Here is a 26,853-nt window from a genome sequence, read left to right as displayed (position 1 = left end):
GGAACCGGCCGCCGAGCCGCTGGGGACCCCTGCCGGCCGGCGCCGGGGGGATACGGGCGGGACCGTCTCCGATGCCGGGAGCGGCCACACCTCAGTGCCGGCCCGGGTCAGGCCGCCGGCAGGAACCCCGGCAGCCGGTGGCGGATGATCTCCTCGGCGTCCGCGATGATCCGGTCCACCACGTTCCGGCAGCTGTCCACCTCGGTGATGAGCCCCTGGGCCTGGCCGGCCCACCACAGCCCGTCCTCCATGTCGCCCGCCCCGAGGACACGTTCCCGCCCCCGTACCCCCGAGGCGAGGTGGGCGACGTCCTCGAAGGACGAGCCCGGCCGGCGTGAGATCTCGGCGATCTCCTCCGACACCGAGTTGCGCGCCACCCGCGCCGAGTTGTGGAACTCACGGAAGACGATGATCGACTCCCGTTCGGAGTTCGCCACGATCTGCCGCTTGACATTGTCGTGGACGGGCGCCTCGGTCGTCGCCATGAACCGGGTGCCCATGTTCGCCGCGCACGCCCCGAGGGCCAGCGCCGCCACCAGGCCGGCGCCGGTGGCGATGCCGCCGCTGGCGATGACCGGGACGTCCAGCGCCCGGGTGGCCGCGGCGATGAGCACGAGGCCGCCGATGTCGTCCTCGCCCGGGTGGCCGGCGCACTCGAAGCCGTCGATGCTGACCGCGTCCACGCCGAGCGCCTGCGCCTTGACGGCGTGCCGTACCGCGACCGCCTTGTGGATGACCTTGATCCCGGCGGCCTTGAAGTCGGGCAGGTGCGCGTCCGGGCTGCCGCCGGCCGTCTCGACGACCGTGATCCCCGACTCGATGATCGCCGCCCGGTACTCGTCGTAGGGGACCGGGCGGACGGTGGGCAGGATGGTGAGATTCACCCCGAACGGCTGGTCGGTCAGTTCGCGCGTGCGCTTGATCTCCAGGGTGAGCGCCTCGGGCGTCGGCTGGGTCAGCGCCGTCAGGAACCCGAGGGCGCCGGCCTCGGCGACGGCCGCGATCAGTTCGGCCCGGCCAAGGCCGGTCATCCCGCCGCACAGCAGCGGGTGCCGTACGCCGAAGGTCTCGGTGAAGGCGGTAGTGATCATTTCAGCGGTGGCTTTCGTCTCGAACGGTGGTCCGGCCGCGGACCCGGGCCGGGGTGGACAGGGGGCGTTCAGGCCGCGGCGGGGCCGCCGATCCGGGTCAGGGCCTCCGCGATCGACTCGGCGGGATCCCTGGCCGTCCAGCCGGTGACCGGGGTGAGGGCCTCCGGCGTGTACACGCCGAGATCGGTGCCGTCGAAGCGGACGATCCGGCCGGTCACGCCGCGGGTGGCGTCGCTGAGCAGCGCGACCACCACCGGCGCCACGTCCTCGGGCACGCCCAGCGCGGGCCGGTCGGGCCGGGTGTCCAGCGCCGCCATGCCGGTCTCGGCCAGCGGCGACACGGCGTTGACCCGGATGCCGGCGAACGCGCAGTCCTGCGCCCAGCCGGCGGTCATCGCGGCCACCGCCCCCTTCGTGGCGCCGTAGGCGCTCATGCCGGGGATGCCGAACCGGGCGCCGGACACGATCGTGACGATCGACCCGCCGGCGCCCCGCCGGACCATCGCCCGCATGGCGTGCACCGCGGCGAACTGCACGCCGAGCACGTTGACCTCGGTGATCCGCCGCAGCCGCGCCTCGTCCTCCTCCCACGGCGGGGCGTGGTGGGTGATCCCGGCGTTGGCGACGAGGCCGTCGAGCCGGCCGAACTCCAGCTCCGCCGTCCCGGAAAGCCGGGCAGCCACCTCCCACGACCCGGCGGAACCCGGTTCCGCCACCGCGTGCCCGCCGGCGGCGGCGATCTCCGCGGCCACGGCGTGCGCGGCGGCCCCGTCCACGTCGTTGACCACGACCCCGGCGCCGTGGGCCGCGCACGCGAGCGCGTAGGTGCGGCCCAGGCCCCTCCCGCCGCCCGTCACGACGACGCAGCGCCCGTCCAGCAGGCCGCCCATCAGCCGGTTTCCAGGTCGAACAGCTCGACCACCGAGGCCTTGTTGATCTTGCCGGTCGGGCTGGTCGGCAGCGAGCGGACCACCCGCAGCAGCTCCGGCTGCTTGTGCCGGGCCAGCCCCTGGCCGGTCACCGCGCGGCCGACCTCCTCCAGGGTCAGGTCCTCCCGGTCCGAGACGACGACCGCGCCGATCCGCTCACCGAGCCGGCCGCCGGGCACCGGGACGATCGCCACGGCCGCCACGTCGGGGTGCCTCACGATGGCGTCCTCGATCTCCCTGGCCGAGAACTTCTCGCCGCCGCGGTTGATGACGTCCTTCAGCCGCCCGGTGATCCGTACCTGCCCATCGGCGGCCAGCGAGCCGAGGTCCCCGGTGCGGAACCAGCCGTCGGGGGTGAACGCGTGCGCGTTCAGCTCCTCGCGCACGTAACCGAGCATCATCTCCGGGCCGCGCAGCAGCAGTTCACCCACCTCGCCCGGCTCGACGTCCCGGCCCGAGGGGTCCACGGCGCGCAGCTCCACGCCCGGTGCGAGCCGGCCGTCGGTCTCCGCCCGGAACTCCAGCGGGTCCAGCTCGTTGGGCAGCGTCGCGGTGGGCAGCTCGGTCATGCCCCACGCCCGGTACGCTGCGATGCCCAGCTCGTCGGCGCGCCGGATGAGGGCCGGCGGCACCGCCGCGCCGCCGCAGCAGTACTGGCGCAGCGGCGATCGGTCCCGCCCCTCGGCGGCGTACACGTCGAGCAGCTCACGCAGGAACGGCGTGGCGCCGGCCATGTAGGTGGCACCGGTACGGTCGGCCAGCTCGGCGCACGCGGCCGGATCCCACCGTTCCATCAGCACCGCGGTGGCCCCCACCCGGCAGGGGATCATGAAGCCCTGCAGGAGGCCGGTGATGTGCGTGATGGGGGAGGCCATCACCATGCGGTCGCGGAACGTCAGGCCCCACTCCACGACGGTCATCCGCAGCTCGTGCCGCAGGCCCGCCACGGAATGCACCACGCCCTTGGGCTCGGACTCGGTGCCCGAGGTGAACAGCACCAGGCAGGGGTCCGCGGGGGCGGCGGGCTCGATCCCGGACGGCAGCGCGCCGGGACCCTCCCCGTCCGCCGCTCGCCAGCCCGCCGACCGGCCGGTGGTGAGCAGCCGTGCGGCGGGTTCGTGAGAGATGTCGCGCAGCGCCTCGTCGAACTCGTCCGGGTAGGCCCGGCGCCGGTCGTCGGCGTACGTGACGATGGCCGCCGGCCGGATCTGGCCCAGTACGGTGCGGATCTCGCGCGGGCCGTACAGCGGCACGATCGGGCTGCTGATCGCCCCGATCCGCCAGATCGCCGCCGCGACGGCGACGGCGTCCGGGCCGGTCGGCAGCAGCCAGCAGACGGCGTCACCCGGCCGCACCCCGCCGGCGATCAGGGTCCGCGCGACCGCGGCGGACTTGGCGGCCAGCTCGGCGAAGCTCGTCTCACCGCGCGCGGTGATGATCGCCGGTCGGTTCGGCCACCGCGTCGCCCCGTGGTCCAGCAGGTCGCCGATCCGCTCCTCGGTGAGGAAGCCCCGGCGGCGCCAGGCGTCCGCGAGCTCGGGGGTGACCACCCGCGGCCTGCGGCTCCAGTCGGCTGTCCTCATGACGTCGTCCACTTCGGCTCGCGCCTGTCCAGGAAGGCGGCCGGACCCTCGACGGCGTCCGGATGGTACCGGTGCCGCCGGATCAGTTCCCAGCCGAGGTCCATATCGGTGGCGATGAGCCGTTCCTCGAACGTGCGCAGCACCCGGCGGCTGAGCCGCACCGCCTCCGGTGAGTTCCGCCCGATCATCGCGGCCAGCTCCATCCCCCGGTCGACGAGCGCGTCCGGCTCGACGACCTCGGAGACGAGACCGGCGCGCTCGGCCCGTTCGGCCGACAGCGACTCGTGCCGGCCGAGCAGGACGAGGCGGGTCAGCAGGTCCGGCCGCATCCGCAGCCGCAGCTGCAGCGGTTCCAGCGCGGACACCTGGCCGACGCTGACGTGCGGGTCCAGGAAGCGGGCCGCCGGCGACGCGATGCAGATGTCGGCGTCCGCCACGAAGTGCAGGCCGCCTCCGGCGCACACCCCGTTCACCGCGGCGATGACCGGTATCCCCAGGCGCGGTCCGGGCAGGAAGTCGAGCTCCTCGGTCGCGGTGTCGCCCACCTTCACCCTCGGCACCGAGAGCATGGACACGTCGGCCCCGGCGCAGAACGCCTTGCCCGCGCCGGTGAGCAGCACCGCGCGCAACTCCGGCGCCCCGGCCGCCGCCCGCCACAGGTCCGCCAGCCCGTCCATGAGCTCGTCGTCGAGGGCGTTGGCGGACTCCGGACGGTTGAGGGTAACGACCAGCGTTCCGCCGACGACCGTGCTGAGCAGCACCCCATCCGCACGTTCCAGGCCTGCTCGGCCGTTCTTCCTCGACACGGGCGCCTCCCCACGGGCGCCGAGACGCCCTTCTTGACTGTCATCCAAATCATATATACGTTTCGCGCCATGGTGAAGAGAGATGTCACATCACGCGCCGGGACCAGGTCCCCCCATGCATGAGTTCCTTCAGACGGTGCTCGTGCCGGGTCTGGCGGACGGCGCGATCTACGGGTTGGTCGCGGTCGGCTTCGCCACGCTGTTCACGACGACCGGCGTCATCAACTTCGCCCACGGGCAGATGGTGATGCTCATGCCCATGTCGGTGCTGGTGGCGGCCGGCGCCGGCCTGCCGGTCTGGCTCGCCTACGTGGCCGCGCTCGCCGTGATGGCGGTGGTGGCGCTCACCGTCGAGTGGACCGCGGTGCGGCCGTTCGTGCAGTCGGGCCAGTCCGCCTCCTGGCTGTTGTCCACCCTCGCGATCAGCGTGATCCTGGCCGAACTGCTGGCCATCCCCTACAGCGGGGAGTTCCGCAACTTCACGTACGGCGTCAGCAAGCACCGGTTCGACCTGGCCGGCCTGGCGGTGTCGCCCGCCGAGCTGACCGCGGTCGCCGCGCTGTTCGTCGTCGCCGGGCTGCTCGTCGTGTTCTACCGGCGCACCCGGATCGGGCTGGAGCTGCGCGCGATCGCCGACGACCTCGACGGCGCGGAGGCGATCGGCATCTCCCGGGCACGTGCCTCGCAGATCGCCACGGTGCTGTCCGCGCTGGTCGCCGCGGTGACCGGGGTGCTGGTGGCCTCCACCCAGCTCGTCACCCCGTCGCTGGGGCTGTCGTACACCTTCTACGGGTTCGTGGCCACCGCGATCGGCGGCATGGGCAGCATCGGCGGCGCCGTCGCCGGCGGCTTGGTCATCGGCGTGGTCAGCCAGTTCGCCGGGGTCTACGTCGGCAGCCTCACGGTGAACCTGACGGTGTTCCTGCTGCTGGTCGTGGTCTACCTGGTGCGCCCGCACGGCCTGTTCGGCGCGGCACCGGTGCGGGCGGTGTGATGTCGTACCGGCTCCCCGACCTGTTCCAGACCCTGCGCGTCGCGGCGGCACGCGGCCGCGACGCCACCCCCACGCCCGTCCGGCGGGTGCTCGCCAGGCCCGCCGCGCACGGCGCGGCGCTGCTGGTCATCGCGACGGCGCTGCTGGCCCTGTGGGGCCCGCTGTCCTACAACGGCTACGTCCTGCAACTGGTGTGCCTGTACGCGGTCGCCACGCTGGGACTCAACATCACCACCGGCTACGCCGGCGCGCTGTCCCTCGGGCAGGGCGCGTCGTTCGCCATCGGCGCCTACGTCACCGCCGTTCTGGTGGTCTCGCACGGCTGGCCGATCTGGGCGGCGTTGCCGGTCGCCGCGCTGGCCGGGCTCGCCGCCGGGGCGCTGGCCGGGTTCCCGGCCGGAAGGCTGGGCGCGATCGGCCTGGCCATGATGTCGCTCGGCCTGATGCTCGTCGTCAACGACATGCTCATCCAGTTCCAGTCGGTGACCGGCGGCAACAACGGCCTGTCCGGCATCGACGCCCGTTTCTGGTTCGGCGGCGAGCCGGTCTCGACCCCGTGGGTCGTGGCGATCGTGATCGTCGTCGTGGCGAGCGTCAGCTACTGGCTGCACGCCCGGTACCGGACGTCCCGCCTGGGCCGGGCCACCGTCGCGGTCCGCGACGAGCCGATCGGCGCGTCCGCGCTCGGCGTCTCCGGCTACCTCACCAAGGTCGTCGCCTTCGCCGCCGGGTCCGCGCTGGGCGCGCTCAGTGGAGGGCTGTTCTCCTACCTGTCCGCCTACATCTCGCCGGACGCCTTCTCCTCCAACCTGTCCATCCTGTTCCTGGTGATGGTGGTGCTCGGCGGCAGCGGCTCCCGGCTCGGCCCGATCGTCGGCGCGGTGCTGCTCGTGCTGATCCCGCTGCGCCTCGACGCGTACCCGCACCTGAACAACCTGCTGTACGGCGCGCTGCTCATCGTGCTCATGCGGCTGCGGCCGCGCGGCCTGTTCAGCCGCACCGCGGCGCCCGCCCCCCAGGCGCTGCGCGACCTGGCCGCCACTCCGGAGGTGGAGGTGCCGGAGCGCGCGCCCGGCGAGCCGATCCTGAAGGTCACCGACCTGCGGCGCAGCTTCGGCGGCGTGGACGCGCTCGGCGGGGTGTCGATGGAGTTGCGGCGCGGCGAGATCGTCGGCCTCATCGGGCCGAACGGGTCGGGCAAGACGACGCTGCTCAACGTCGTGTCCGGGCACTATCCGCCGACCGCCGGCCGGATCACCCTGCACGGGACGGACCTCGGCGGCCTGGGCGCCGCCGCCGTCGCCAAGCGCGGCGTGTCCCGCACCTTCCAGACCCCGAAGACGTTCCCCGGCATGAGCATCGAGGAGCACCTCGCGCTCCCGGCCGTCCACGGAAAACGTGACGAGGCGATGCGGGATGCCTGCCGGCGCGGCGCGCTCACCCTGCTGGAGCTCGGCGGCCTCGACCCGCACGACCCGGCGGCGGGCACCCGGGAGAGCCGGGTGATGAGCCACGGCCAGCTTCGCTTCCTTGAGGCCGCCATGGCCCTTGGCACCTGTCCGGAGGTCCTCCTCCTGGACGAACCCGCGGCCGGGCTGTCGGCCGCGGAGATCGAAGGATTCGAACGCGTCGTCAGTGACGTCGCCGCAGCGGGAGTGGCCGTCGTGATCGTCGAACACCACCTGGACATGATCAGCCGCCTGGTCGACCGGGTCGTCGTCCTCGACCTCGGCAAGGTGCTGTGGGAGGGCGAGCCCGGGGACCTGCACAGCGTGGACAGCGTCCGCGCCGCGTACATGGGGGTCGCGTGAACGGCGGCCGGCTCAAGGTGGACGCGCTGCGCGTCCGGTACGGCGGCGTCACCGCCGTCGAGGACCTGTCCCTCACCGTCGAGCCCGGCACCTGCCTGGCCCTGCTGGGCGCCAACGGCGCCGGGAAGACCTCCACGCTGCGCGGCGTCGGCGGGCTGGAGTCGGCCGACGGCGGGATCTGGCTGGACGACCTGCGCCTCGACAACCTTCCGGCGAGCAGGCGGGCCCGGGCCGGGCTCGGCCACGTGCTGGAGGGCCGGCACGTGTTCAAGAGCCTGTCGGTGGCCGAGAACCTCCGGGTCGCCGCGGCCCGCGCGGCCCGCAACTCCGAACTGGACCCGCTCGACCTGCTGCCCGAGCTGCGTCCGATGTCGCAGCGCCTCGCGGGCGGTCTGTCCGGCGGCCAGCAGCAGATGCTCGCCATCGCCCGCGCGGTGGCCGGCGCACCTCGCGTGATCATGTTGGACGAGCCCACGAACGGCCTGTCGCCCAAACTGGTCGGCCGGACCATCGAGATCCTCGCCGACCTGCGCGACGCCGGGTTCGCCGTCCTGCTGGTCGAACAGCGGGTCGAAGTCGCCCAGAAGCTGGAGGCGGACGTCGTGGTGCTGCGGCACGGGCACGTCGCGCACCGGGTGCGTGGCACCGACCCGGAACTGCCCGACCTGCTGCAGGCCGCCTACCTCTCCTGACCCACCCCACTCTCACGGAACCCCCCACGGAAACCCCCAGGAAGGACGACCCCATGAGGACACGTGCCACAGTGGGCACAGCCATGGTGTGCGCGGCGTTGCTCGCGCTCGCCGCGTGTGGCGACGGCTCCTCCGGCGAGCAGGCCGAAGGCTCCACCATCAAGATCGGTTTCGTCGGGGCGCTCACCGGCCCGCTCTCCCCGAGCGGTCAGAACTCGCTGGCCGGGCTCAAGGCCGGCGCCGAGTACGTGCAGCAGCACAACCCCGGCACGAAGATCGTGATCGAGCAGCGGGACACCAAGGGCGAGCCGACCGCGGCCGTCGCCGCCACCCGGGCGCTCGCCCAGGACGGGGTGTCCGCGCTGTACTTCACCACCGAGGCGTTCCCGCCCGTGCAGGACGTGCTCAACCAGGTGAAGGTGCCCGGCGACACCGCCGGCGGCATCGGTTCGATCGCGGCCGACGTCGGCGACTCCAAGCGGTACAAGTACGCGTTCAGCACCGGTGCCGGCACCTCCGGCGAGACCTCGATCACGCCGCTGCTGGCGTACGCGGCGTCGGCCGGCAAGACGGTCGCCGTGCTCGACGACTCCTCGGCCTTCGGCACTTCGCAGACCAAGGACACGCTCGCCATCGCGCAGAGCCGGTTCCCGGACGTGAAGATCGTGCACGAGAGCTTCCCGAACACCGCCTCGGACGTGACCGCGCAGCTCACCAAGCTCAGGGACTCGGGCGCCGAGTCGCTCATCGCCTGGTCGTACGGCGCCCCGCTGGTCGCCACCATGTCCAGCCTGAACAAGATCGGCTGGAACCCGCAGATGTCCGCGGTGCTCGGCATCGGCGACCCGGCGACCACCGAGCTCATCCCGGAGGGGATGAAGAAGACCCTCGCCGCCGGGCCCATCGCCAAGACGTTCCTGTCGTCCTCGACCGGCGACGCGTCGATCACGGCGGACTTCGTCAAGCTCTACCTCAAGGCCAAGGGCAAGACCGAGTTCAACGCCCTCGACTCGGTGGGCGCGGTCTCCTTCGACTGGGTGCTGCTGGTGACCCAGGCGTCGCAGCAGGCCAAGTCCACCGACGCCGACGCGATCAAGAAGGCGCTCGTCTCCGGGGGAACCTTCCAGGGCGCCAACGGCACGTACACGTTCGGTCCCGACAAGCGCATCGGAATCGATGCCGACCAGCTCGGCGTCTTCGTACCCGCTCAGCCGTGCTCGGACGGCAAGTGTGTCGAAGCCACCGTGAGTGCGGGGAAGTAATGCCCGAGGAGACTTCAGTGGATCTCCGGCTGGGAACGCGGGCGGACGCGTTGCGCGTCCGTCTGCGGGCCCTGCTGGCGGAGCTCCTCCCCGACGACTGGACGTCGTCGTTCTCGCCGGACCCGGCGGTCCAGTCGGTGGTGACCAGGGTCGTCGAGCGTCTCGCCGAGGAGCAGCTCCTCACGCTCAGCTGGCCCGAGGAGTACGGGGGCGCCGGCACCGACATCTGGCAGCAGGCCGTCCTGCGGGAGGAGATGTGGGCGCACTTCGAGCCCCGCGGACCGCAGTACATGGGCCTGAACTGGGTCGGACCGGTGATCATGGAGGTCGGCACACCGGAGCAGAAGGCCGTCCACCTGCCCGCCATCTCCTCCGGCACGGCCGTGTGGTGCCAGGGGTTCAGCGAACCCGGCGCGGGCTCCGACCTCGCCTCGCTGCAGCTGAACGCCGAGCTCCATGACGGCGAGTGGGTGCTGAACGGCCAGAAGATCTGGACCTCGTACGCGGGACTGGCACAGTGGTGCTTCCTTGCCGCCCGCAGTGGCAGGGGGACGGCCAAGCACGACGGCATCACCGTCTTCCTGGTGCCGATGGGCTCACCCGGCATCCGGGTCGTCCCGATCGACTCGATCATGGGTGAGCAGCACCTCAACGAGGTGTTCTTCGACGACGTCCGGGTCGGCCCCGATGCCGTGCTCGGCGAGGTCGGCCGCGGCTGGGACGTCATCCGGCGGGTGATGAAGCACGAGCGGATCGGCATCTCCCGGTACGCCCGGGACGAGCGGGTGCTTGCCGCGTTGGCGGGCCACCCGTCCCTGGCCGAACCGGCCGCGCTGCACGAGTACGCCCGCGCGCTGATGCACGCCCGGGTGGCCCGGCTGCTCAACTACCGCGCCGTCGCGCTGAACGACGCCGGCCGGCTCACCGACCGGGAGGCCTCCATCGCGCGGCTGGCCTCCATCCAACTCGACCAGGAGGTGGCTCAGCTGGCTCTCGACATCTCCGGCGCCGACGCCCTCGTTCCCGACCCGTCGGCCGGCCTGCTCGGCCACGTCGAGGACGTGTTCCGGTACGCCCGTTCGGCGACCATCGCGTCCGGCACCATCGAGGTGCAGCGCATGCTCGTCGCCCGGTCGTCGATCGAGGGGGACCGGCGTGCGTCGTGACTGGCCACAGGCGGCCGTCGCCTACCAGGAGAGCGTGACCAGGGCTTTCGACGCGCTGGGCGGGGTGGATCTCGCGCGCGCCGCCGAGGCGGACCGGACCCTGCGGGAGGCGCTCGTCGCGCCCGCCCTGGACCGGCTCGACCTGCGCGGCCTCGACCCGTGGGGCGAGGAGGACGAGTCGGCCGCCGTCATGCTGGCGGCCCGGGCGGCGGGTGCCGTCGTGCTGCCCTGGCCGCTGGCGCACGAGCTGGCCGTACCCGTGGACCTGCGAGGTGACGTCGGCGGCATTCACCTGATCTCGGGGGACACCGAACGGCTGGACCACGCGGACCTGCTGCGCGACGCGGTCGCCGTCGACCTGGACCGGGGTGTCGCCCGCCGGGTGACGGCCGGTGCGCCGCGCTCGGCGCCGCTGGACCCGTTCGCGTCCGACGTCGTCCTCGGCGCCGAGGTGCCGGGCGTGGACGCGGCGCGGGTCACCGCGACGCGCATACTGCTCGACGCCTTCTGGGTCGCCGGCGCGCTCGCCGCCGCCGTCGACCTGGCGGTGACGCACGCCCGGGACCGGCAGCAGTTCGGCAAGCCGATCGGCAGGTTCGGCGAGATCCGGTGGCGCGTCGCGGACATCTCTCTCGCGCTCGACGGGCTGGAGGAGCTGGCGCTGCACGCGTGGTGGCTCGTCCGCCGGGGCGAGGCGCGGTCCGCCGACCTGCTGGCGCTGCGGGTGCAGATGATCGAGGGGGCGAACACGGTACTGGCCAACGGGCACCAGGTGTTGGGCGCCATGGGCCTGTGCGAGGAGCACGACCTCACCGTGATCGACCGCCACCTGCAGAGCGTGCTGCACCGGCCGGCCGGGCGGATCAGGTCGACCGACCTGCTGGCGCGGGCCGTCGCCGCGGAGGGGTTCGACGGCATCTACCCGGTGGCCGCGTGGCGGTAGCCCGCAACGGGAAAGGCCGGCCAGGTCCAGGGCCTGGTCGGCTTTCGCGTACCGTTCGGTGGTCTCCGGTCAGTCCCGGGCATCCATGCGCGGGTTGCCGTACTCGTCCAGCACCTGGACCGGCGGGGCGTCGTCCGAGGCGACGTACAGCTGCGACGCCTCCAGGTGCGCTCGCATGAGCTTGCCGGTCAGCGCCGCGTCCCCCGCCTCGATGGCCTTCTCGATGGCGCCGTGCGCTCGCAGCACCGCGTGCCGCCGTTCCACCGCCGGGTAGCTCGCCTCGTCGGACGCCCGGCGGGCCCACCCCCGCTCCTGCACGCTCCAGACGCTCTCCAGCATCCCGACGACCACCCGGAGCGTCTCGTTGCCGGCCGCGTCCACCAGCCCCTCGTGGAACCTGACCGACGCCCCGGTGAACGCCTGCCCGTCCTCCACGACCTGCGCGGCCTCGTCGTTGAGCCGACGGAGCCGTTCGGCGACGGCCGAGTGGTCGTCGCGGCGGGCCGCGTGCTCCGCGCACAGCGGCTCCAGCAGGTTGCGGGCCGCCGCCAGGTCCCGCATGGAGGTGGCGCGCGCGTGCAGCAGCAGCCCCATGTGGTACGCGGCGGGCCCGAGGGCCGGGGCCTTGATGACGGTGCCGCCGCGCTTGCCACGGCGGACGACCACCAGCCCCTCGGTCTCGAGGATGCGGAACGCCTCGCGGAGGCTCGGCCGGCTGACCGGGTACTCCTGGAGCAGCACCGGCTCCGTGGGCAATTCCGCTCCGTCGGTGAGATCACCTTCCAGGATGCGCAGCCTGAGATGCGCCGCCAGGGACTCGGCCACCCGGGGTGTCCGCAACGGTAAGCGGCGGGGGCGTGGTGGGATCTCGGACTCGGTCATCAGAGTGTTTCACCGCCGTCGATGAAGATGGTCTGGCCGGTGATGAACGAAGCGAGGTCCCCCGACAGATGGACGGTCAGCGCCCCCAACTCCCTGGGGTCGCCGGTGCGCCGCATCGGGATGCGCTCCTTCAGCCAGGCCTGACCTTCGGGACTGTCGTGAAGAGCCTGCGTCATGCTGGTGCGGAAGTGTCCCGGAGCGATGGTGTTGACGGTGACGCCGAACGCCGCCCACTCCTTGGCGAGCGCTCGGGTGAGCTGGGCGATGGCGCCCTTGGCGACCTGGTAGCTCACCGTCAGGTTGGCCGACCGGGCGACGCTGCTCGACGCGATGTTGATCACCCGGCCGCGCCTCCGCTCCAGCATTCCAGGAACGAATGATCTCACGAGGTGGAGCGACCCGCGGACGTGCGTGTCCAGCACCGAGTCCCACTCCTCGTCGGTCATGGCGACACCGGCCGGCCCCGAGCCGGGCTGCCCCACCTTCTCCCCGGACGCCTCGTCCACGGGCAGTGGGACGACCGGCCGCTTCACCAGGTTGCCGGCGTTGTTCACCAGGATGTCGACGCCGCCCACCTCGGCCAGCACCGCGTCGCGCAGCCGGTTCAGGTCGGCGGAGCTGCGGATGTCGGAGGGGAAGGCGTACGCCTGGCCGCCCGCGGCCTTGATCTCCGCCGCGAGGCTCTCCAACTCCTCCGCGTTGCGGGAGACGCCGCACACCACGGCGCCCGCCCCGGCCAGCGCGGTGGAGATCGCCCGGCCCAGTCCGCGCCCGGCCCCGGACACGACGGCTGTCCTGCCCAGCAGGGGGTGGATGTCTGTCATGGCGTGCCTTTCGGTAGTCCGAGCGTACGCTCTGCGATGATGTTGCGTTGGATCTCCGACGTGCCGCCGTAGATGGTGGCGGCCAGCGATTCGAGGCGCTCGTCGAAGAGGGCGGGGTCGTCGAACGCCCGCGCCCCGGCGGTCTCCAGCGACAGTAGGGCCGCGCGCTGTACCGACTCCGAGCCGAGCAGCTTGAGGATCGACGACGCGGGGGACGGCAGGCCCGCCCACCGCTGAGCGGCGGTCCGCAGTCCGGTCAGCCGCACCCCCTCCGCGTCCGCCAGCGACCGGCCCAGCCGGACGAGCTGGTGCTCCGACAGTTCCGGCGCCGTCAGCGTGGGTTCCAGCGCCCGGGTGGTCTCCAGCCAGGTGTTGATCCAGATCATGTCCCGCTCGTGTTCGAGGCTGGACATGGCCACGCCCCAGCCGCCGTGCAGTCGGCCCAGCAGCGCCTCCTCGGGCACCTTCACGTCGTCGAGGAAGACCTCGCAGAAGGACTCGACCGCCGGCCCGGCGGTGCGGATCGGCCGGACCTCCACTCCGGGGCTGCGCAGGTCGAGGAGCAGGCAGGAGATGCCGCGGTGCGGTCTGGCCTCCGGGTCGGTGCGGACGTACAGTGCGCACCACCGGGCCTCGTCCGCCTGCGTCGTCCATACCTTCTGGCCGTTGACGGTGAACACCCCGTCGGCGAGCGTCGCCGTCGTGCGCAGCGCGGCGAGGTCGGACCCGGCGCCGGGCTCCGACATGCCGAGCGCCCACCACTCGTCCCCGCGCGCGGCCGGCCGGAGCAGCCGCTCCCGCTGGGCGGCGGTGCCGAACGCCCGGATGGCCGGCGCCGCGACCCCGGCGCCCTGGATGTTCATCAGCCGCGGCACCCGGCGGCGCGCGCCGGCGAGCTTGACGGCCAGCGCGTCGGGGACATCCAGGTCGCGCCCGCCCTCGCCCGGGCCCCACTCGGGGATCAGCCAGCCCGCGTCGAACGCGGCGGCCTGGTATTCGGTGCGGAGCTTCACATCGCAGCGGTGGCGCCGGTAGTTCTCGGCGTAGTCGGCGGGCAGGAAGCCGTCGAGGAACGCCTCGAACTCAGAGGTCACATCCGTCATCGGGAGATCCGCCTTTCGATCCGCGCCGCCGCCAGGTACAGGTCGTCCGGCTCCCCGAGCAGGCAGGCCGTCTGGTGGGCGCGCCGCAGGAACAGGTGGCAGTCCGCCTCGAAGGTGACCCCCATGGCGCCCATCAGCTGGGTGAACAGCGACGCGACCCGGACGGCCGTCTCGGCCGCGACCGCGTTGGCCAGCAGGCAGTCCCGGGTGGCCGCGTCGCCGGGCGGCCCCCCGGCCAGGCTCAGGGCCGCGCCGTAGGCGAGGCTGCGGGCCCGCTCGACCGCCGTGTAGGCGTCCGCGAGCTGGTGCTTCACCGCCTGGAAGGTGCCGATGGCCCGGCCGAACTGCCTGCGCTGGAGCACATGCCCGACGGCCGCGTCCAGGGCGCCCGCGGCGGTCCCCACCAGGTCGGCGGCAACACAGACGCGGGCTCCCGCCAGCACCCGGTCCAGGTCACCGAGCGGTAGCTCCCGGCACTCGGCGCAGGCCACGCCTCCCTCGCCCCCGAGCCGGAACGCCGGAAGCGGCCGGGAGGGGTCGATCAGGGTCCCCTGCCCTACCGGCTCGACCCCCTCGGCCTCCGGATCGACCACGACGATCCATGCTCGATCCGGGCCCTTCACGATCAGCGTGAATGCGGCGGCACCGGGGCCGCCCAGGACGTGCGCCCGCTCGATGTGGCACCGGCCGCTTCCGTCGACGACCCCCTCGGCGATCCCGAAGCCCGCGGGCGCCCGCCGGAAGTCCTCGCGGTGCACCCCGGCCCCGACCTGCGTCCGGAACGCGAGCGCCGACGCCAGCAGGGGAGCGGTCAGCAGGGCGCGCCCGGCTTCTTCGAGCATGACCACCAGGTCGATCACCCGGCCGATCCCGCCGAGGTCCTCGGGTATCCCGATGTCGGCGTAGCCGCCGTCCGCGACCGTCTCCCACCCGTCCGGCACACCGCCGTCGAGGGTGGCACGCATGACCGCCGGGCCGTGCAGCGATCGGAACTGGGCGCGGGCGGTGTCGGCGAGGGCGAGGGTGTCCTCGTCCGGGGCTAGAAGCTGCCAGTCCGTCATCTTTGTCCGGGTTCTCCTCGGTGGAGTGGGATCGCCATCAAGACAGATGGTACTGGATTTTCGCCTTTGCCTGTATATGATTTAGATGTTAACTGCAGGGCGCCAACGGCTCTTACTGGAACTCCCTTGGTGGCTTGCGCAAGGCCCGCGAGACGATCGCGGAGTAGTGGGCCGTCAAGCTCACGGAGGAGGACATGGCGGCTGCCGAGGTGGTCGGCTTCCTGGCCGCGCTCCTGCCCGCCAGGCGGGCGGCACGGCTCGGCCTCCTCACGGCCATCGCGGCGGCCTGATCGTCTACCTGCTCCGCTTGGCGGCGGTGACCAGTCCTGATTCGTAGGCGACGATGACGAGCTGGGCGCGGTCGTGCACGTCCAGCTTCGACAGCAGCCTGCGCACGTGGGTTTTAACCGTGGAGATGCTGAGCTCCAAGTGCGCGGCGATCTGGGGGTTGGTCAGGCCGCAGGCGATGAGCGTCAGCACCTCGCGCTCGCGCCCGGTCACCGCTGCCAGCTCGCACGCGATCAGGGACTCGGCCGCCTCCTTGCGGGCGAACTCGGCGATGAGCCGGCGCGTGACCGTCGGCGCGAGCAGCGCCTCGCCGGAAGCGACCACCCGAATCGCGGTCAGCAGGTCGGCCGGCGGGATGTCTTTGAGCAGGAATCCGCTGGCCCCGGCGCGGAGCGCCTCGTAGACGTACTCGTCGAGGTCGAAGGTGGTCAGGATGATGACGTGGACCTGCGACAGGGCCGGGTCGGCGCGGATGTTGCGGGTCGCGGCCAGTCCGTCCATGTCGGGCATGCGGACGTCCATGAGCACGACGTCGGGCCTGGTGCGCGCGGCCAGTTCGACGACCTGGTCGCCGGTGCCCGCCTCGCCGACGGCGACCAGGTCGTCGGCGGTGCCGACCAGCCTGGTGAGGGTGGCGCGCAGCAGCGGCTGGTCGTCGGCGATGGCGACCCTGATCACGGGGTGTCCTTCAGTGCGTAGGGGAGGCGGGCAAGGACGCGGAAGCCGCCGCCCGGGTCCGGGCCGGCGGTGAGCTGCCCGCCGTACATGAGGCAGCGTTCGTGCATGCCGAGCAGCCCGTGGCCGCCCCCGTCGCGCGGCGTGCCCCGGCCTTCGTCGGCCACCTCGACCTCCACCACCCCTGCCTTCGGTACGGTGACCCGCACCCGACAGCCGGTTCCCGCGTGCTTCACCACGTTGGTCAGCGCCTCCTGGACGATCCGGTAGACAGCCAGGCCGACCCCCTCGGGCAGATCCTCGGCCTCGACGCGCAGGTCCACCTCGACCCCCGCGTGCGCGGCCAGCGCGTGCAGGTCCTGCAGCCGGGGCGCGGGCGCCGTGCCCTGGGTGCTGGTCTGCGAGCGCAGCATGCCGAGCATCGCGCGCATCTCCAGCATCGCCTCCCTGCCGGTGGTCTCGATGAGCCGCAGCGCCTCGCGCGTCTCCTGGGGACGGGTCTCGGCGACGAGTCCGGCAACCCCCGCCTTCATCGTGATCAGGCTCATGCTGTGCGCGACGACGTCGTGCAGGTCTCTGGCGATCCGCAGCCGCTCCTCGACCACGGCCCGCTCCGCCGTACGCGCGGCAAGAAGATTCTTCTCGCGTACGGCCAGGCCTGCCGTCCAGGACAGGCCCATGAGGGCCAGGCCGAACCCAGCGCTGCCGAGCGCCTGCGTCCAGGACGGCCAGGCGGCGGCGAGCAGGGCGGCCGCCACACAGACGAGGGACGCGGCCAGTCCGGTGACAGCCCGCCTGCGCGGCTTCTGCGCGCCGACTGAGTAGAGCACGACGGCAACCGGCAGGTAGGCGGAGTCCACGCCCATAAGCAGCGCGGCGACGGCTGTGGCCAGCGACACCGCCAGCGAGGGCAGCGGCCACCCGCGCCGGGTCGCGACCGGCAGTGCGGCCAGGGCGGACAGCGCGGTCGCCGGTGGCAGGCCGGTCCTCAGCTGGGCTGCGGCGGCGAAGGCGGCGGCCAGCAGCAGCGCGGCCGCCACGTCCAGGGCCACCCAATGGTCGTGGCGCAGCCTGTGCACCACCAGGGTCTCGTTCACCAGCCGACGGTATCCGCGCAGGTCACCGGCCGGGAAGTAATATCCTCCGTGAGGAGGAGCAGTGGTTTTCGCGTAGCGTCCTGGGCTGAGGCGAGATTCGTTCCGCGGCGCGATGCCGTACGCCTGCCCGGACGGCAGCGTGGAGAGCATGAAACGAACAACTCTCGTGATCGGCGTCGTCGCGCTCCTGGCGGTGGCCGCCGCCCCGGCAGTCGCGGCCACGGCCCCGGTGCGGTTCGAGCCGCCGTCCCCCACCGGCCCGCACAAAATCGGCACGGTCGCGCTGCACCTGGTCGACAAGTCCAGGACCGACCCATGGGTGGCAGGGAACAAGCGCGAACTGATGATCAGCATCTGGTATCCGGCGCGCAAGACGGCGGGATACCCGGTCGCGCCGTGGATGCCGAAGGCGGCTGCCGACCGCTATCTGCGCGCGCTCGGTGTGCCGCCGGGCAAGCTGGTGCTGGGCGCGACGGACGGTCATCTGGGCGCCCCTGCCGATCGGCGGCTCGGGAAGCTGCCGGTGCTGCTGTACTCGCCGGGCGCCAACGCCTCGCGCTCCTACGGCACCGGGGTGGTCGAGGAGCTGGCGAGCCGCGGCTACGTGGTGGTGACTATGGACCACACCTACGACGCGGCCGTCGTGGAGTTCCCCGGCGGCCGGATCGCCACCAACCCCAAGGGTGAGATCACCGACTTCGTCAAGGCGGCCAAGGTGCGCGCCGACGACACCAGGTTCGTGCTCGACCAACTGGCCGCGCACAAGCTCCCGGCGGGGTTGTCGGGGGTGCTGGACATGAAGCGGATCGGGATGTTCGGCCACTCCCTCGGCGGCGCCTCCACCTCCTCTGCCATGTACGCAGACAAGCGCATCAAGGCCGGGCTCGGGCTCGACGGCGCGGTGCTCGGTCCGGTCGCAGAGGCCGGGCTGGACCGGCCGTACCTGGTGGTCGACACCCCTGGCAAGGGCGGGCTGGCCACCAACCCCGTCCTTCAGACGTTCTGGAAGAACCTGCGCGGCTGGCGGCTCAACCTCACCGTCAAGGGGGCGGCGCACAACTCCTTCGGCGACGACGCCCGGCTCATCAGGAAGGTCGCGCCTCTGATCGGGCTGCCAAAGGAGGAGCTGGCAGGATCCGTCGGGACGATCACGGAGAAGCGGGCGCTGGCCTTCCAGCGGGCCTACCCGCTGGCCTTCTTCGACCGGTTCCTGCGCGGGCGGAAGTCCCCGCTGCTGGACAGGCCGACGCCGCGCTTTCCCGAGGTGACCTACACCAGGTAGGTCACTCACAACCCGGTACGGGCCGCCCGAGTGACGAGGCCAGGGCGTCGGCGATGAGCTTCTTCCATCGCGGGTAGGCGACCTGGACGGACTGGGTGACCGCCGCCGCCGAAGGTGGGGTTCCAGCCGTGGATGTCGAGGTCGCCGAGTACGGATGGGCCATCGGGCCGCGGGGGCGCTCGCGCCCCTCCAGGTAGGTGGCGTCCATGCCGACGGTGCCGTCTCGGCGATGGCCCCTGTCGTTTGCAAGGGGGCCCTCGTGTCCGAAGCCACGCTGGGTACGCGCTCATCCAGCTCGTCTTCCCGCCCAAGGTCGGGTTGGGCTGGGGACGAGAGCGTCCATACCAGTGAGGTCGCCCGCGGCGTCGCTGGTCTACCGTGTGCACGCACCGGGTACAAGAGCGGCTGTGAGCAACCACTCGAGATCAACTTCTCGGCGCAAGGCCGAGGAGAACCGAGAAACCCCAGGTCGGATGGGGGGCGACGGAGTAGGGCGGGTGGGATTTGAACCCGCGACCCGCGGATTACGGGTCCGCCGGTAGCAGGGCGCGGAGTCGTGCCGCCTCGGTCGCGGTGACGTTCGGGTCCGCCAGGCGCGCCGTGACGACCTCGGCGGTGCGCGACGCCGGATCGGTACGGCATTCCCGCTGGAACGCCCGCAGCAGGGCACGCCTGCGAAGCCGGGCGGCGAACCCCGAGACGTCACTGCTCCCCACCAGCACGAGAGTCTGGGCCACGTCCGCCGCGGGATCCCCGGCGGCGGCGTTGCACCAGTCGATGACACTCGGCCCGCGGTCGGTGAGGATGACGTTGGCCGGGTGGAGATCCAGGTGCAGCACCCGATGGTCCGACTCGCCGGCGAACCGGCGCGGGAGCCAGTCGGGCGCGGTGACCGCGTGCAACGTGTCGTGCAGCTCGCCGAGCAGCCGGCCGTACGCCGTCGTCCGCCAGGGCCGCCGCCGCAGGGCCTCCAGCATCGTCGGCCCGTGCAGCCGTTGGAGCACCAGATCGGTGTCGGTGACGTCGTGCACCCGCGGAACCGGGTATCCCTGAGCCGAGAGATGGGTCATCAGGCGCACCTCCTGGTGGGTCGGCCCGTCCTGGCGGTACCGGCGCAGCACCCGGTCATCGCCGAGCGCGTACACGTCCGCGGTCCTGCCCCTGGCGATCAGTTCCACGGCCGTTTCCCGTCATCACCGGATTCCCGGACGATGGAGTCGAGCAGGAGCCCGAGCGCGGTCTCGAACAGCTCGTCCGGATCGACCTTGGGGAGATGGTCGCGGATCGCGTGGATGTGGGGGTGGGAGTCGGGGTCGGCCGCGCGGTAGGCAAGGCTCGCCCCGGCGATCTCGGCCGCCTTGGTCTCGGGGGCGAGGCTGTGGAAGGCGGCCTCCCCGCCCGACCACAGGAGCGCGAAGTCGGCGACGACGCGGTAGAGCATCGCCGCCCGGGTGCCGTCGAAACCGGCGCCGATCAGTGCGCCGATCATGGTGTCCGCCGCGCGCATCTCCGCGGTTCCCCTGGTCGTGCGCGGCCCGGACAGAGCCGCGGCCGCGGGGTGGGCGAGGTAGGTCGCGCGGATCCTGCGGCAGAGCTCGGCAAGGGTGTCCGCCCAGTACGGGGCCGCGGTGAAACCCTCGAACGCCTCCTGCAGCAGCCGGTCGGCGACGGCGAGCAGCAGGTCGTCACGGCCGTTGAAGTGCCGGTAGACGGCGGTCTGGTCGGCGCCGAGCGCCCTGCCCAGCCGGGGCATGCTGAAGGCGGCCGCCCCGTCCTCGTCGAGCAGGCGCAGCGCCGTGCTCACGATGAGGTCGGGGGTGAGTGCCCCGCGGGGCAGGCGGGGACGTCGCTGAGGATTGCTCACCGGGTCATCATCTCAGGTCGCCTCCGCGTCCGGCTGGAATTCAAAGTCATGGACCAAACCATAGTCCAAGGCATTGACATCGCTGTGCCCCGGGTGTTTGCTCAGGGGCCATGAACGAGAAGCCGGCGGACCTGGTTCTCATCGACGGCCCGGTCTTCACCGCCGATGCCGTCAGGTCGTGGACCGACGCGGTCGCCGTACGCCAGGGACGGATCGTGGCGCTGGGAGCGCCGGCCGTCAGGGAGCTGATCGGCCGCACCACCGAGGTGGTCGACCTGGCCGGCACCCTGACGATTCCCGGATTCGTGGACGCCCACGCGCACCCGGTCTTCGGGGGCCTGGGACGTGCCAGGTGCGATCTGCTCGCGGGAGAGGGGAACCTGGCCGCCCCGCCTTCGGCGGGCGCGGCCGAAACGCTGGCCCGTGTCGCCGCCTACGCCGCCGCGCACCCCGGCCGCCCCTGGGTCGTCGGCGGCGGCTGGTCGATGGACCACTTCCCCGGCGGCACGCCGCGCAGGGAGGACCTGGACCGCGTCGTGCCCGACCGGCCGGTGTTCCTGCTCAACCGCGACGGGCACGGCGCGTGGGTCAACAGCAGGGCGCTGGAGCTGGCCGGTGTCGATCGGCACACCTCCGACCCGCCGGACGGCCGGATCGAGCGCGACCCCGACGGCACCCCGACCGGGATGCTGCACGAGAACGCGGCCGAGCTGGTCTCCCGGCTGCTGCCCGCCGTCTCACCTGAGGAGTACGCGCAGGCGCTCATGGAAGGCCAGCGCCACCTGCACTCCCTCGGCGTCACCGGCTGGCAGGACGCCCTGGTCGGCGACTACCTGAGTTACCCCGACGCGCTGGAGACCTATCGTGCGGCCGCGGCCGACGGGCGGCTGACGGCCCGGGTGGTGGGTGCGCTGTGGTGGGACAGGGACGCGGGCGTGGCACAGCTCGACGACCTGGTCAGGCGCCGGGCCGCGAGCACGGTCGGCCGGTTCGCCGCCACCTCGGTGAAGATCATGCAGGACGGCGTGTGCGAGAACTTCACCGCCGCGTTGCTGGAGCCGTACCGGTCGCCGGGCGGGGGAGGGGAGAGGCAGGGGCACAGCTATCTTGACCCGGGGGCGCTGGGCGAGGCGGTACGCCTGCTGGACGCCGAGGGCTTCCAGATCCACTTCCACACGATCGGCGACCGCGCGGTGCGCGAGGCCCTCGACGCGATCGAGGGCGCGCGGGGCAGGGCCGCCGATCCGGAGCCGGCGCGTGGGCGTGGCCACCGGGGGGACAACCGTCACCACCTGGCCCATCTGCAACTGGTCCACCCCGATGACGTGCCACGCCTGCGGCGGCTGCGGGTCGCGGCCAACATGCAGGCGCTCTGGGCGGTTCGCGACAAGCAGATGGCCGAACTGACGATCCCGTTCCTGGGTGAGGAGCGGTCACGGCGGCAGTACGCCTTCGGCGCGCTGCGGGAGGCGGGGGTCACGATGGCGGCGGGCAGCGACTGGCCCGTCTCCAGCGCCAACCCCCTGTGGGGGATACACGGCGCGGTCAACCGGCTCATCCCCGGCGACCGCGAGGGCGATCCCTTCCTGCCCGAGCAGCGGCTGGCGCTTGCCGACGCGCTGAGCGCCTACACCGCGGGGGGAGCGTGGATCAACCACCTCGACCACCTCACCGGCACGATCGCCGTCGGAAAGTACGCGGACCTGGCCGTGCTGGACCGCGACCCGTTCGAGGAACCGGCCCACGAGGTCGCGGACGCGCGGGTGGACCTCACCTTCGTCGAGGGCGTCCTGGTTCACGAGCGGACCTCCCGATGACCACGACCGGAGCCGGGCGGGCGACCCCGAGCGCCCTCCCGGCGACGACCTCGCCGAAGACCACCGGATCAACCTCAAGAGAGGATCCCTGATGGAAACCCTCAGGATCGGCCCGGCCCCTCTCCATCCGGGAGCCGAACAGTTCATGGTGCCCATGCGCGACGGCACCCGGCTGGCCACCGACGTCTACCTGCCGCCCGCACCCGGCAGGCACCCGGTCGTCGTCTCGCGCATGCCGTACGACAAGGCGAGCGCGTGGATGGCCGTCGACAGGATCGCGCCGCGCTATCTGGAGCGCGGCTACGTCTTCGTCGCCCAGGACGTACGCGGCAAGTTCCGCTCGGAAGGCGAGACCATGCCGTTCGTCCACGAGGTCGAGGACACCTACGACACGCTCGACTGGGTGGTGGGGCAGCCCTGGTCGGACGGGGCGGTCGCGATGACCGGGGACTCCTACCACGGCTACACGCAGTGGGCGGGAGTCGCCGGTGGCCACCCGGCGCTGCGGGCCGTCGCGCCCCGGGTGACCGGTACCGGCATCTCGGACATGCTCCTCGCCGGCCGGGTGAGCTGCCTGTACCAGGCCGCCTACTTCGCGCACATGTGGGTGGACGGGGACGTCCACTACTACGAGACCGATTGGTCGGTCCGGCCGCTGAGGGAGGTCTTCGAACCCGCCTTCTCCGCGATCGGAGCCCGCTCCGCGGCCGTGGACGCGATGCTGGCCGGTTGGCCGCCCGTCAACCCGTTCGCCTCCCGGCACCCGCTCACCGCGCGCCCCGTCCCGGTGCTGCACCGGGTCGGCTGGTTCGACAACCTCATCGACCTGTCCATGCGCGACCACTCGGCGCAACTCGCCGTACCGGCCTGGCGGGACCTCGCCTACCTCGACGCCGACGCCTGTGACCACCACACCTACCATCTCGCCCAGGCCCCCGTCGCCCCCGCGGACGACCATGCGCTCGACGTCACCCTGCTGGACCGGATCCTGCCCCGCTACCTCGGCCGGACGCTGGACTTCTTCGACGTGTTCGTACGAGGGCTGCGGCCGGTCACCTCGCTGTCGCGGGCGACGTGGTTCCAGGGGCACGACGGCGAGCGCACGGCGGGCGAGTGGCCGCCGCGGGACGCGGTGGAACTGCTCCTGCACCCGTCTGGGAACACGCTGGCCAGCACGCCGGAGACGGGTGCGCGCGTCGTCAGATGGACGCACGACCCGGCCGATCCGGTCCCGTCGATCGTGAAGGATCCGTGGGTCTTCCTGCACGAGTACCCGGACGAGAGCTCGCTGCACGACCGGCCCGACGTGGTGGTCTTCACCGGCGAGCCCGCCGGGCGCCCGCTGGACCTGACCGGGCCGGTCAACGCCCTGGTCGCGGTCGAGACCGACGCGCCGAGCATGCACCTGTTCGTCAAGCTCCACGACGTGGCCCCCGACGGCTCCGCCCACATGATCTCCCGCGGGCAGGCACTGATCACCGGGTCGGCGGGTGTCCGGGTCGAGCTCGGCCACACCGGCTACCGGTTGCGGCCGGGCCACCGGTTGCGGCTGGTGCTCTCCTGCAGCGACTACCCGCTGTTCGCCCCGCACCCCGGTACCGCCGAGGACCCGTGGTCGGCGACCGCGACGCGCCCCTCCGTCCAGACCCTGCGCCCGGCGGGCACCTTTCTCTCTCTCACCGTCACCCCGTGAGCCCCTGACCGACATCCCGTGCCTGTGGCCGGGCGGTGGAGACGACACCGGAGGCGCCGTCGACGACGATCTCCTGGCCGGTGACGATGTGCTCGGTCGCCCCGCTCACGCCCACCACGGCCGGGATGCCGTACTCGCGGGCCACCACGGCGCCGTGCGAGTTGGCGCCGCCCATCTCCATCACCAGGCCGCCCGCCGTCAGGAACAGCGGGGTCCAGCCGGGGTCGGTGGAGGGGCAGACCAGGATCTCCCCGGGTTCCAGGCGCGCGCCGACCGGGTCGAGGACGACCCTGGCGACACCGGTGACGGTGCCCGCCGAGGCCGGGGTGCCGGTCAGCGCGCCGTCCACCGGTGACCGTGCCGCGGTGGCCTCCGGCTCGGTGCCGTCGGACAGCAGGACGCGGGGGACGTGCCTGCGGCGCGACTCGCGGGCGGCCTCCTCGCGCCGCCATGTCACGAGCTCTGCCGGCGCGGGTCGTACGGTCACCTCGGACGGGTGCGCGGCGGCCTCCGGCGGGGCGAGGGAGGGCGCCGGTCCGTCACCGCCGGCCGTGGGCGCGACGGCCTCCCGCGCCTCGCGGAAGGTCAGGAAGAAGACGTCGTCGGCGCGGGAGAGCAGGCCCCGGGAGACCAGCTCGGCACCGACGGCCAGCAGCTCGGCCCGCATCGCGGCCAGGGCGGTCACCACGACGTACTTGGGCATCTCCCGCAGGCCCGCCAGCGCGCGGGTCCGGCCGAGCGCGAAGCGGACGAGACGCCCGCGCAGTCCTCCGGCCCGCCCGCCCAAGGTCTCGATCATGACGGTGGCCTCGGCGGCGCCCCTGGCGAACTGCGCGTCGGGGGCCAGGGCCGGGTCCTCCAGCCGCAGGTAGTTGGCGAGGACGCCGAGGATGTGGGCCGGCTCCTCCGACCAGCGCGGCAACCCGAGGTCGATCTCGGCGACCGCCCTGACGCCGTAGCCGGAGAGGAAGTCCGCCAGGCCGTCTCCCAGCACGCCGGGCAGCGTCCCGGCGTGAAAGCGTTCGGCCAGTTCGGCGGCGGGGGTGCCGAGCAGCAGGGAGACGGCCTCGCCGTCCTCGCGGACGCGGGCGGCCAGCCGCCACAGCGCCAGGTCCATCTCGGTGGTCACGTTGTGCGGAAGCCCGCGCAGCACCGTCTCCAGCTCACCGGGCCGGGCCCGGTCGCCCAGCACCAGGGCGGCCAGGCCGAGCATCGCGAACCCGGCGGCCGCGGCCGGGGCGATGGCCGGCAGCAGCGGGAAGATCTGGCCGCCCAGCATCCGCTCGACATGGTCGAGACGCTCGGCCGGAGTGGCGCCCCGGGGTGCCGGGAGCCGCCCCCGCAGCCGCTCGCGGAGCAGCGCCACGTCCCGGTGCGCCGAGGCGGGGTCGCGCAGAGCCCGTACGAAGCGGCGCGGGATGCGGAAGCGGGCCGCGAGCCGCACCGCCCGGCGCAGCGGCGGCCGGAGCGAGGGCTGGGCGACGCCGAACCGGGGGTCGTCGAGCAGGCCGCGCAGCACCTTCGCGGACCTGGCCTCCATCACGTCGAGCACCTTCGGGAAGGCCACCCGGCCCACCCGGCTGCGGATGAGGCCGGTGACGTCGAAGAACAGCCGCCCGCCCGCCTCGGCGACGGGCGGGGCCCCGGCCGCCCTGTCGGCCACCGGCATCCCCAGCGTCTCGAACACCGATGACGAGAGCAGCCTGAAGGCCGAGATGCCCATCGGGGTGATCGGCCGGTGGAGACCCTGGGCCAGACTGAAGCAGAAGTAGATCCGGATGTCGCCGGGCCGGGGACCTCCGGACGCGGGAGCGTCGCCCGCCGGGCTCGCGGCCGGCTCCGCGTGGTGGGGGATCGGGTAGAGGGTGGTGATCGGGCGCGCCTGGGTCAGCCAGAGCACACCGGCGGCGTCGACGGCCCACTCGATGTCCTGGGGTGTCCCGTAGTGCCGCTCGACCCGGTCGCCGAGCTCGGCCAGCGCCCCCAGCTGCGCGTCGGTGACGCAGGCCCTCGCCACGGGGTCCGCGGGGGTCTCGACGTGCTCGACGCCGCCGCCCGCCAGCGACCGTACGGCCACCTGCTTGTCTCCCAGGCGGCGTTCGGTGATCCGGCCGGTGGCGGTGTCGAGCACGAAGTGGTCGGGGTTGACCGCGCCGGAGACCACGGCCTCGCCGAGACCGGGACTGGCGTCGATCACCGCCTCGTGCCGCCGCCCGGTGACCGGGTTGGCGGTGAACATCACCCCGGCCACCTCGGAGGAGACCATCTCCTGGATGACGACCGCCAGGCGCACCGCGCCGTGGTCGATGCCGTTCGCGGCCCGGTAGGCGACGGCCCGGTCGGTCCAGAGCGAGGCCCAGCACCGCCGGACCGCGTCCAGCACGGCGTCGGCGCCGATCACGTTGAGGTAGGTGTCCTGCTGCCCGGCGAAGCTGGCGTGCGGCAGGTCCTCGGCGGTCGCGGAGGAGCGGACCGCGACCGGGCCGTTCGCGCCGCTCCTCGCGGCGTCCGCGATGTCGTCGGGGACCGGCGCGGCGAGCACGGCCTCGCGGGCCTTGGCGGCCAGCGCGCTCAGGGTGGCGACGTCCTCGGCGGGCGTGGTGGCGAGCGCGGTGAGCAGGTCCTTAAGCGCGGTCCGCTCGGTGACCCTGCGGTAGGCCTCGGTGGTGACGCACCGGCCCGGTGGAACGGGGAACCCGGCGGTGGTGAGCACGCCGAGATTGGCGGCCTTGCCGCCGACCAGGGGCAGCATCTCCGCCCCGATGTCCTCGAACCTCAGGACGAGAGGCGGTGGCGCGTCCTGTCGAGCCCCCGCCGGAAGCGTCGTGGCCGGGATGTCGTCGTCCATCGGGCCGCTCCCTGTGTCGCCGCGTCTGATGCGTGCTGCAACGTTAGGCCGGGAGGGGCAATAAATCAACAAGTGATGAATTATCTGTCGTGTCCGGCCAAGGCGCGTCCTGCCGGTCCGGCCGCCGCCCGGGGCCGGGAAA

General features: G+C 72.7%; 23 protein-coding genes. 9 read left to right on the top strand and 14 right to left on the bottom strand.

The features are described 5' to 3' along the window. Positions 1-107: 107 nt before the first annotated feature. The 4 genes from AB0K21_RS19980 to AB0K21_RS19965 all read right to left on the bottom strand — a co-directional run bounded on the left by AB0K21_RS19980 (position 108) and on the right by AB0K21_RS19965 (position 4,409). Positions 108-1,091 carry a nitronate monooxygenase gene (locus AB0K21_RS19980; RefSeq protein WP_364151790.1) on the bottom strand — a complete coding sequence of 328 codons (984 nt, stop codon included), beginning with the start codon at positions 1,089-1,091 and terminating at the stop codon, positions 108-110. A gap of 68 nt (positions 1,092-1,159) precedes the next feature. Then, positions 1,160-1,981, bottom strand: coding sequence for an SDR family oxidoreductase (locus tag AB0K21_RS19975; RefSeq protein ID WP_364151787.1), 822 nt, complete (start codon positions 1,979-1,981; stop codon positions 1,160-1,162). Beyond that, positions 1,981-3,603, bottom strand: a complete 1,623-nt coding sequence (locus AB0K21_RS19970) for an AMP-binding protein (RefSeq protein ID WP_364151784.1) — start codon at positions 3,601-3,603, stop codon at positions 1,981-1,983. The genes AB0K21_RS19975 and AB0K21_RS19970 overlap by 1 nt, the downstream gene beginning before the upstream one ends. Beyond that, on the bottom strand, positions 3,600-4,409 hold the full coding sequence (locus tag AB0K21_RS19965) for an enoyl-CoA hydratase/isomerase family protein (RefSeq protein WP_343965435.1): 810 nt from the start codon (positions 4,407-4,409) through the stop codon (positions 3,600-3,602). The genes AB0K21_RS19970 and AB0K21_RS19965 overlap by 4 nt, the downstream gene beginning before the upstream one ends. Positions 4,410-4,524: 115 nt before the next feature. Here AB0K21_RS19965 and AB0K21_RS19960 point away from each other — a divergent pair, with 115 nt between their 5' ends. The 6 genes from AB0K21_RS19960 to AB0K21_RS19935 are packed head-to-tail and all read left to right on the top strand — an operon-like array spanning position 4,525 to position 11,277. Then, on the top strand, positions 4,525-5,403 hold the full coding sequence (locus tag AB0K21_RS19960) for a branched-chain amino acid ABC transporter permease (RefSeq protein ID WP_364151780.1): 879 nt from the start codon (positions 4,525-4,527) through the stop codon (positions 5,401-5,403). After that, positions 5,403-7,214, top strand: a complete 1,812-nt coding sequence (locus AB0K21_RS19955) for an ATP-binding cassette domain-containing protein (RefSeq protein WP_343965439.1) — start codon at positions 5,403-5,405, stop codon at positions 7,212-7,214. Before AB0K21_RS19960 ends, AB0K21_RS19955 begins: the two co-directional genes overlap by 1 nt. Beyond that, positions 7,211-7,906 (top strand): ATP-binding cassette domain-containing protein, encoded by a 696-nt coding sequence (locus AB0K21_RS19950; RefSeq protein WP_343965441.1) that lies wholly within the window; start codon positions 7,211-7,213, stop codon positions 7,904-7,906. Before AB0K21_RS19955 ends, AB0K21_RS19950 begins: the two co-directional genes overlap by 4 nt. A 53-nt stretch (positions 7,907-7,959) precedes the next feature. Beyond that, a complete protein-coding gene (locus AB0K21_RS19945) occupies positions 7,960-9,168 on the top strand; it encodes an ABC transporter substrate-binding protein (protein ID WP_343965443.1) in 1,209 nt (402 codons plus the stop codon). A gap of 17 nt (positions 9,169-9,185) precedes the next feature. Continuing rightward, positions 9,186-10,334 carry an acyl-CoA dehydrogenase family protein gene (locus AB0K21_RS19940; protein ID WP_343965445.1) on the top strand — a complete coding sequence of 383 codons (1,149 nt, stop codon included), beginning with the start codon at positions 9,186-9,188 and terminating at the stop codon, positions 10,332-10,334. Then, on the top strand, positions 10,324-11,277 hold the full coding sequence (locus AB0K21_RS19935) for an acyl-CoA dehydrogenase family protein (protein WP_364151774.1): 954 nt from the start codon (positions 10,324-10,326) through the stop codon (positions 11,275-11,277). The genes AB0K21_RS19940 and AB0K21_RS19935 overlap by 11 nt, the downstream gene beginning before the upstream one ends. Before the next feature lie 69 nt (positions 11,278-11,346). On the opposite strand, the gene AB0K21_RS19930 is transcribed toward AB0K21_RS19935, so the two are convergent. The 6 genes from AB0K21_RS19930 to AB0K21_RS19905 all read right to left on the bottom strand — a co-directional run bounded on the left by AB0K21_RS19930 (position 11,347) and on the right by AB0K21_RS19905 (position 17,207). Further along, on the bottom strand, positions 11,347-12,102 hold the full coding sequence (locus AB0K21_RS19930) for an FCD domain-containing protein (protein WP_364151771.1): 756 nt from the start codon (positions 12,100-12,102) through the stop codon (positions 11,347-11,349). Positions 12,103-12,158: 56 nt separating this feature from the next. Beyond that, positions 12,159-12,983, bottom strand: coding sequence for an SDR family oxidoreductase (locus tag AB0K21_RS19925; RefSeq protein WP_355632309.1), 825 nt, complete (start codon positions 12,981-12,983; stop codon positions 12,159-12,161). Continuing rightward, positions 12,980-14,086 (bottom strand): acyl-CoA dehydrogenase family protein, encoded by a 1,107-nt coding sequence (locus AB0K21_RS19920; protein WP_364151767.1) that lies wholly within the window; start codon positions 14,084-14,086, stop codon positions 12,980-12,982. Before AB0K21_RS19920 ends, AB0K21_RS19925 begins: the two co-directional genes overlap by 4 nt. Next, positions 14,083-15,147 carry an acyl-CoA dehydrogenase gene (locus AB0K21_RS19915; protein ID WP_343965455.1) on the bottom strand — a complete coding sequence of 355 codons (1,065 nt, stop codon included), beginning with the start codon at positions 15,145-15,147 and terminating at the stop codon, positions 14,083-14,085. The genes AB0K21_RS19920 and AB0K21_RS19915 overlap by 4 nt, the downstream gene beginning before the upstream one ends. A gap of 294 nt (positions 15,148-15,441) precedes the next feature. Continuing rightward, positions 15,442-16,113, bottom strand: a complete 672-nt coding sequence (locus AB0K21_RS19910) for a response regulator transcription factor (RefSeq protein ID WP_343965457.1) — start codon at positions 16,111-16,113, stop codon at positions 15,442-15,444. Further along, on the bottom strand, positions 16,110-17,207 hold the full coding sequence (locus AB0K21_RS19905; protein WP_343965459.1) for a histidine kinase: 1,098 nt from the start codon (positions 17,205-17,207) through the stop codon (positions 16,110-16,112). Before AB0K21_RS19905 ends, AB0K21_RS19910 begins: the two co-directional genes overlap by 4 nt. Positions 17,208-17,355: 148 nt before the next feature. Between AB0K21_RS19905 and AB0K21_RS19900 the strand changes: the two genes are divergently transcribed. Next, complete coding sequence (locus tag AB0K21_RS19900) at positions 17,356-18,489, top strand: lipase (protein WP_343965461.1); 1,134 nt, start codon at positions 17,356-17,358, stop codon at positions 18,487-18,489. A gap of 1 nt (position 18,490) precedes the next feature. Here AB0K21_RS19900 and AB0K21_RS19895 read toward each other — a convergent pair whose 3' ends face one another. From AB0K21_RS19895 to AB0K21_RS19885, 3 genes are all read right to left on the bottom strand, one after another. Beyond that, complete coding sequence (locus AB0K21_RS19895) at positions 18,491-18,697, bottom strand: hypothetical protein (protein WP_343965464.1); 207 nt, start codon at positions 18,695-18,697, stop codon at positions 18,491-18,493. A gap of 316 nt (positions 18,698-19,013) precedes the next feature. After that, positions 19,014-19,667: a phosphotransferase gene (locus AB0K21_RS19890; protein WP_343965466.1), complete on the bottom strand. Its 654-nt coding sequence runs from the start codon at positions 19,665-19,667 to the stop codon at positions 19,014-19,016. After that, complete coding sequence (locus tag AB0K21_RS19885) at positions 19,658-20,353, bottom strand: TetR/AcrR family transcriptional regulator (RefSeq protein WP_364151760.1); 696 nt, start codon at positions 20,351-20,353, stop codon at positions 19,658-19,660. Before AB0K21_RS19885 ends, AB0K21_RS19890 begins: the two co-directional genes overlap by 10 nt. Positions 20,354-20,463: 110 nt before the next feature. Between AB0K21_RS19885 and AB0K21_RS19880 the strand changes: the two genes are divergently transcribed. Further along, positions 20,464-22,170, top strand: coding sequence for an amidohydrolase (locus tag AB0K21_RS19880; protein WP_364151757.1), 1,707 nt, complete (start codon positions 20,464-20,466; stop codon positions 22,168-22,170). A 91-nt stretch (positions 22,171-22,261) separates the two neighbouring features. After that, positions 22,262-23,863, top strand: a complete 1,602-nt coding sequence (locus AB0K21_RS19875) for a CocE/NonD family hydrolase (protein WP_364151754.1) — start codon at positions 22,262-22,264, stop codon at positions 23,861-23,863. On the opposite strand, the gene AB0K21_RS19870 is transcribed toward AB0K21_RS19875, so the two are convergent. Continuing rightward, positions 23,853-26,711: a PEP/pyruvate-binding domain-containing protein gene (locus AB0K21_RS19870; protein WP_364151751.1), complete on the bottom strand. Its 2,859-nt coding sequence runs from the start codon at positions 26,709-26,711 to the stop codon at positions 23,853-23,855. The two genes, AB0K21_RS19875 and AB0K21_RS19870, sit on opposite strands and share 11 nt — an antisense overlap. Between the last annotated feature and the right edge of the window lie 142 nt (positions 26,712-26,853).

The sequence above is a fragment of the Streptosporangium sp. NPDC049248 genome (assembly GCF_040678965.1).
GTDB classification, from domain to species: Bacteria; Actinomycetota; Actinomycetes; order Streptosporangiales; family Streptosporangiaceae; genus Streptosporangium; species Streptosporangium fukuiense.
This window is presented reverse-complemented; position numbering and strand designations above follow the sequence as displayed.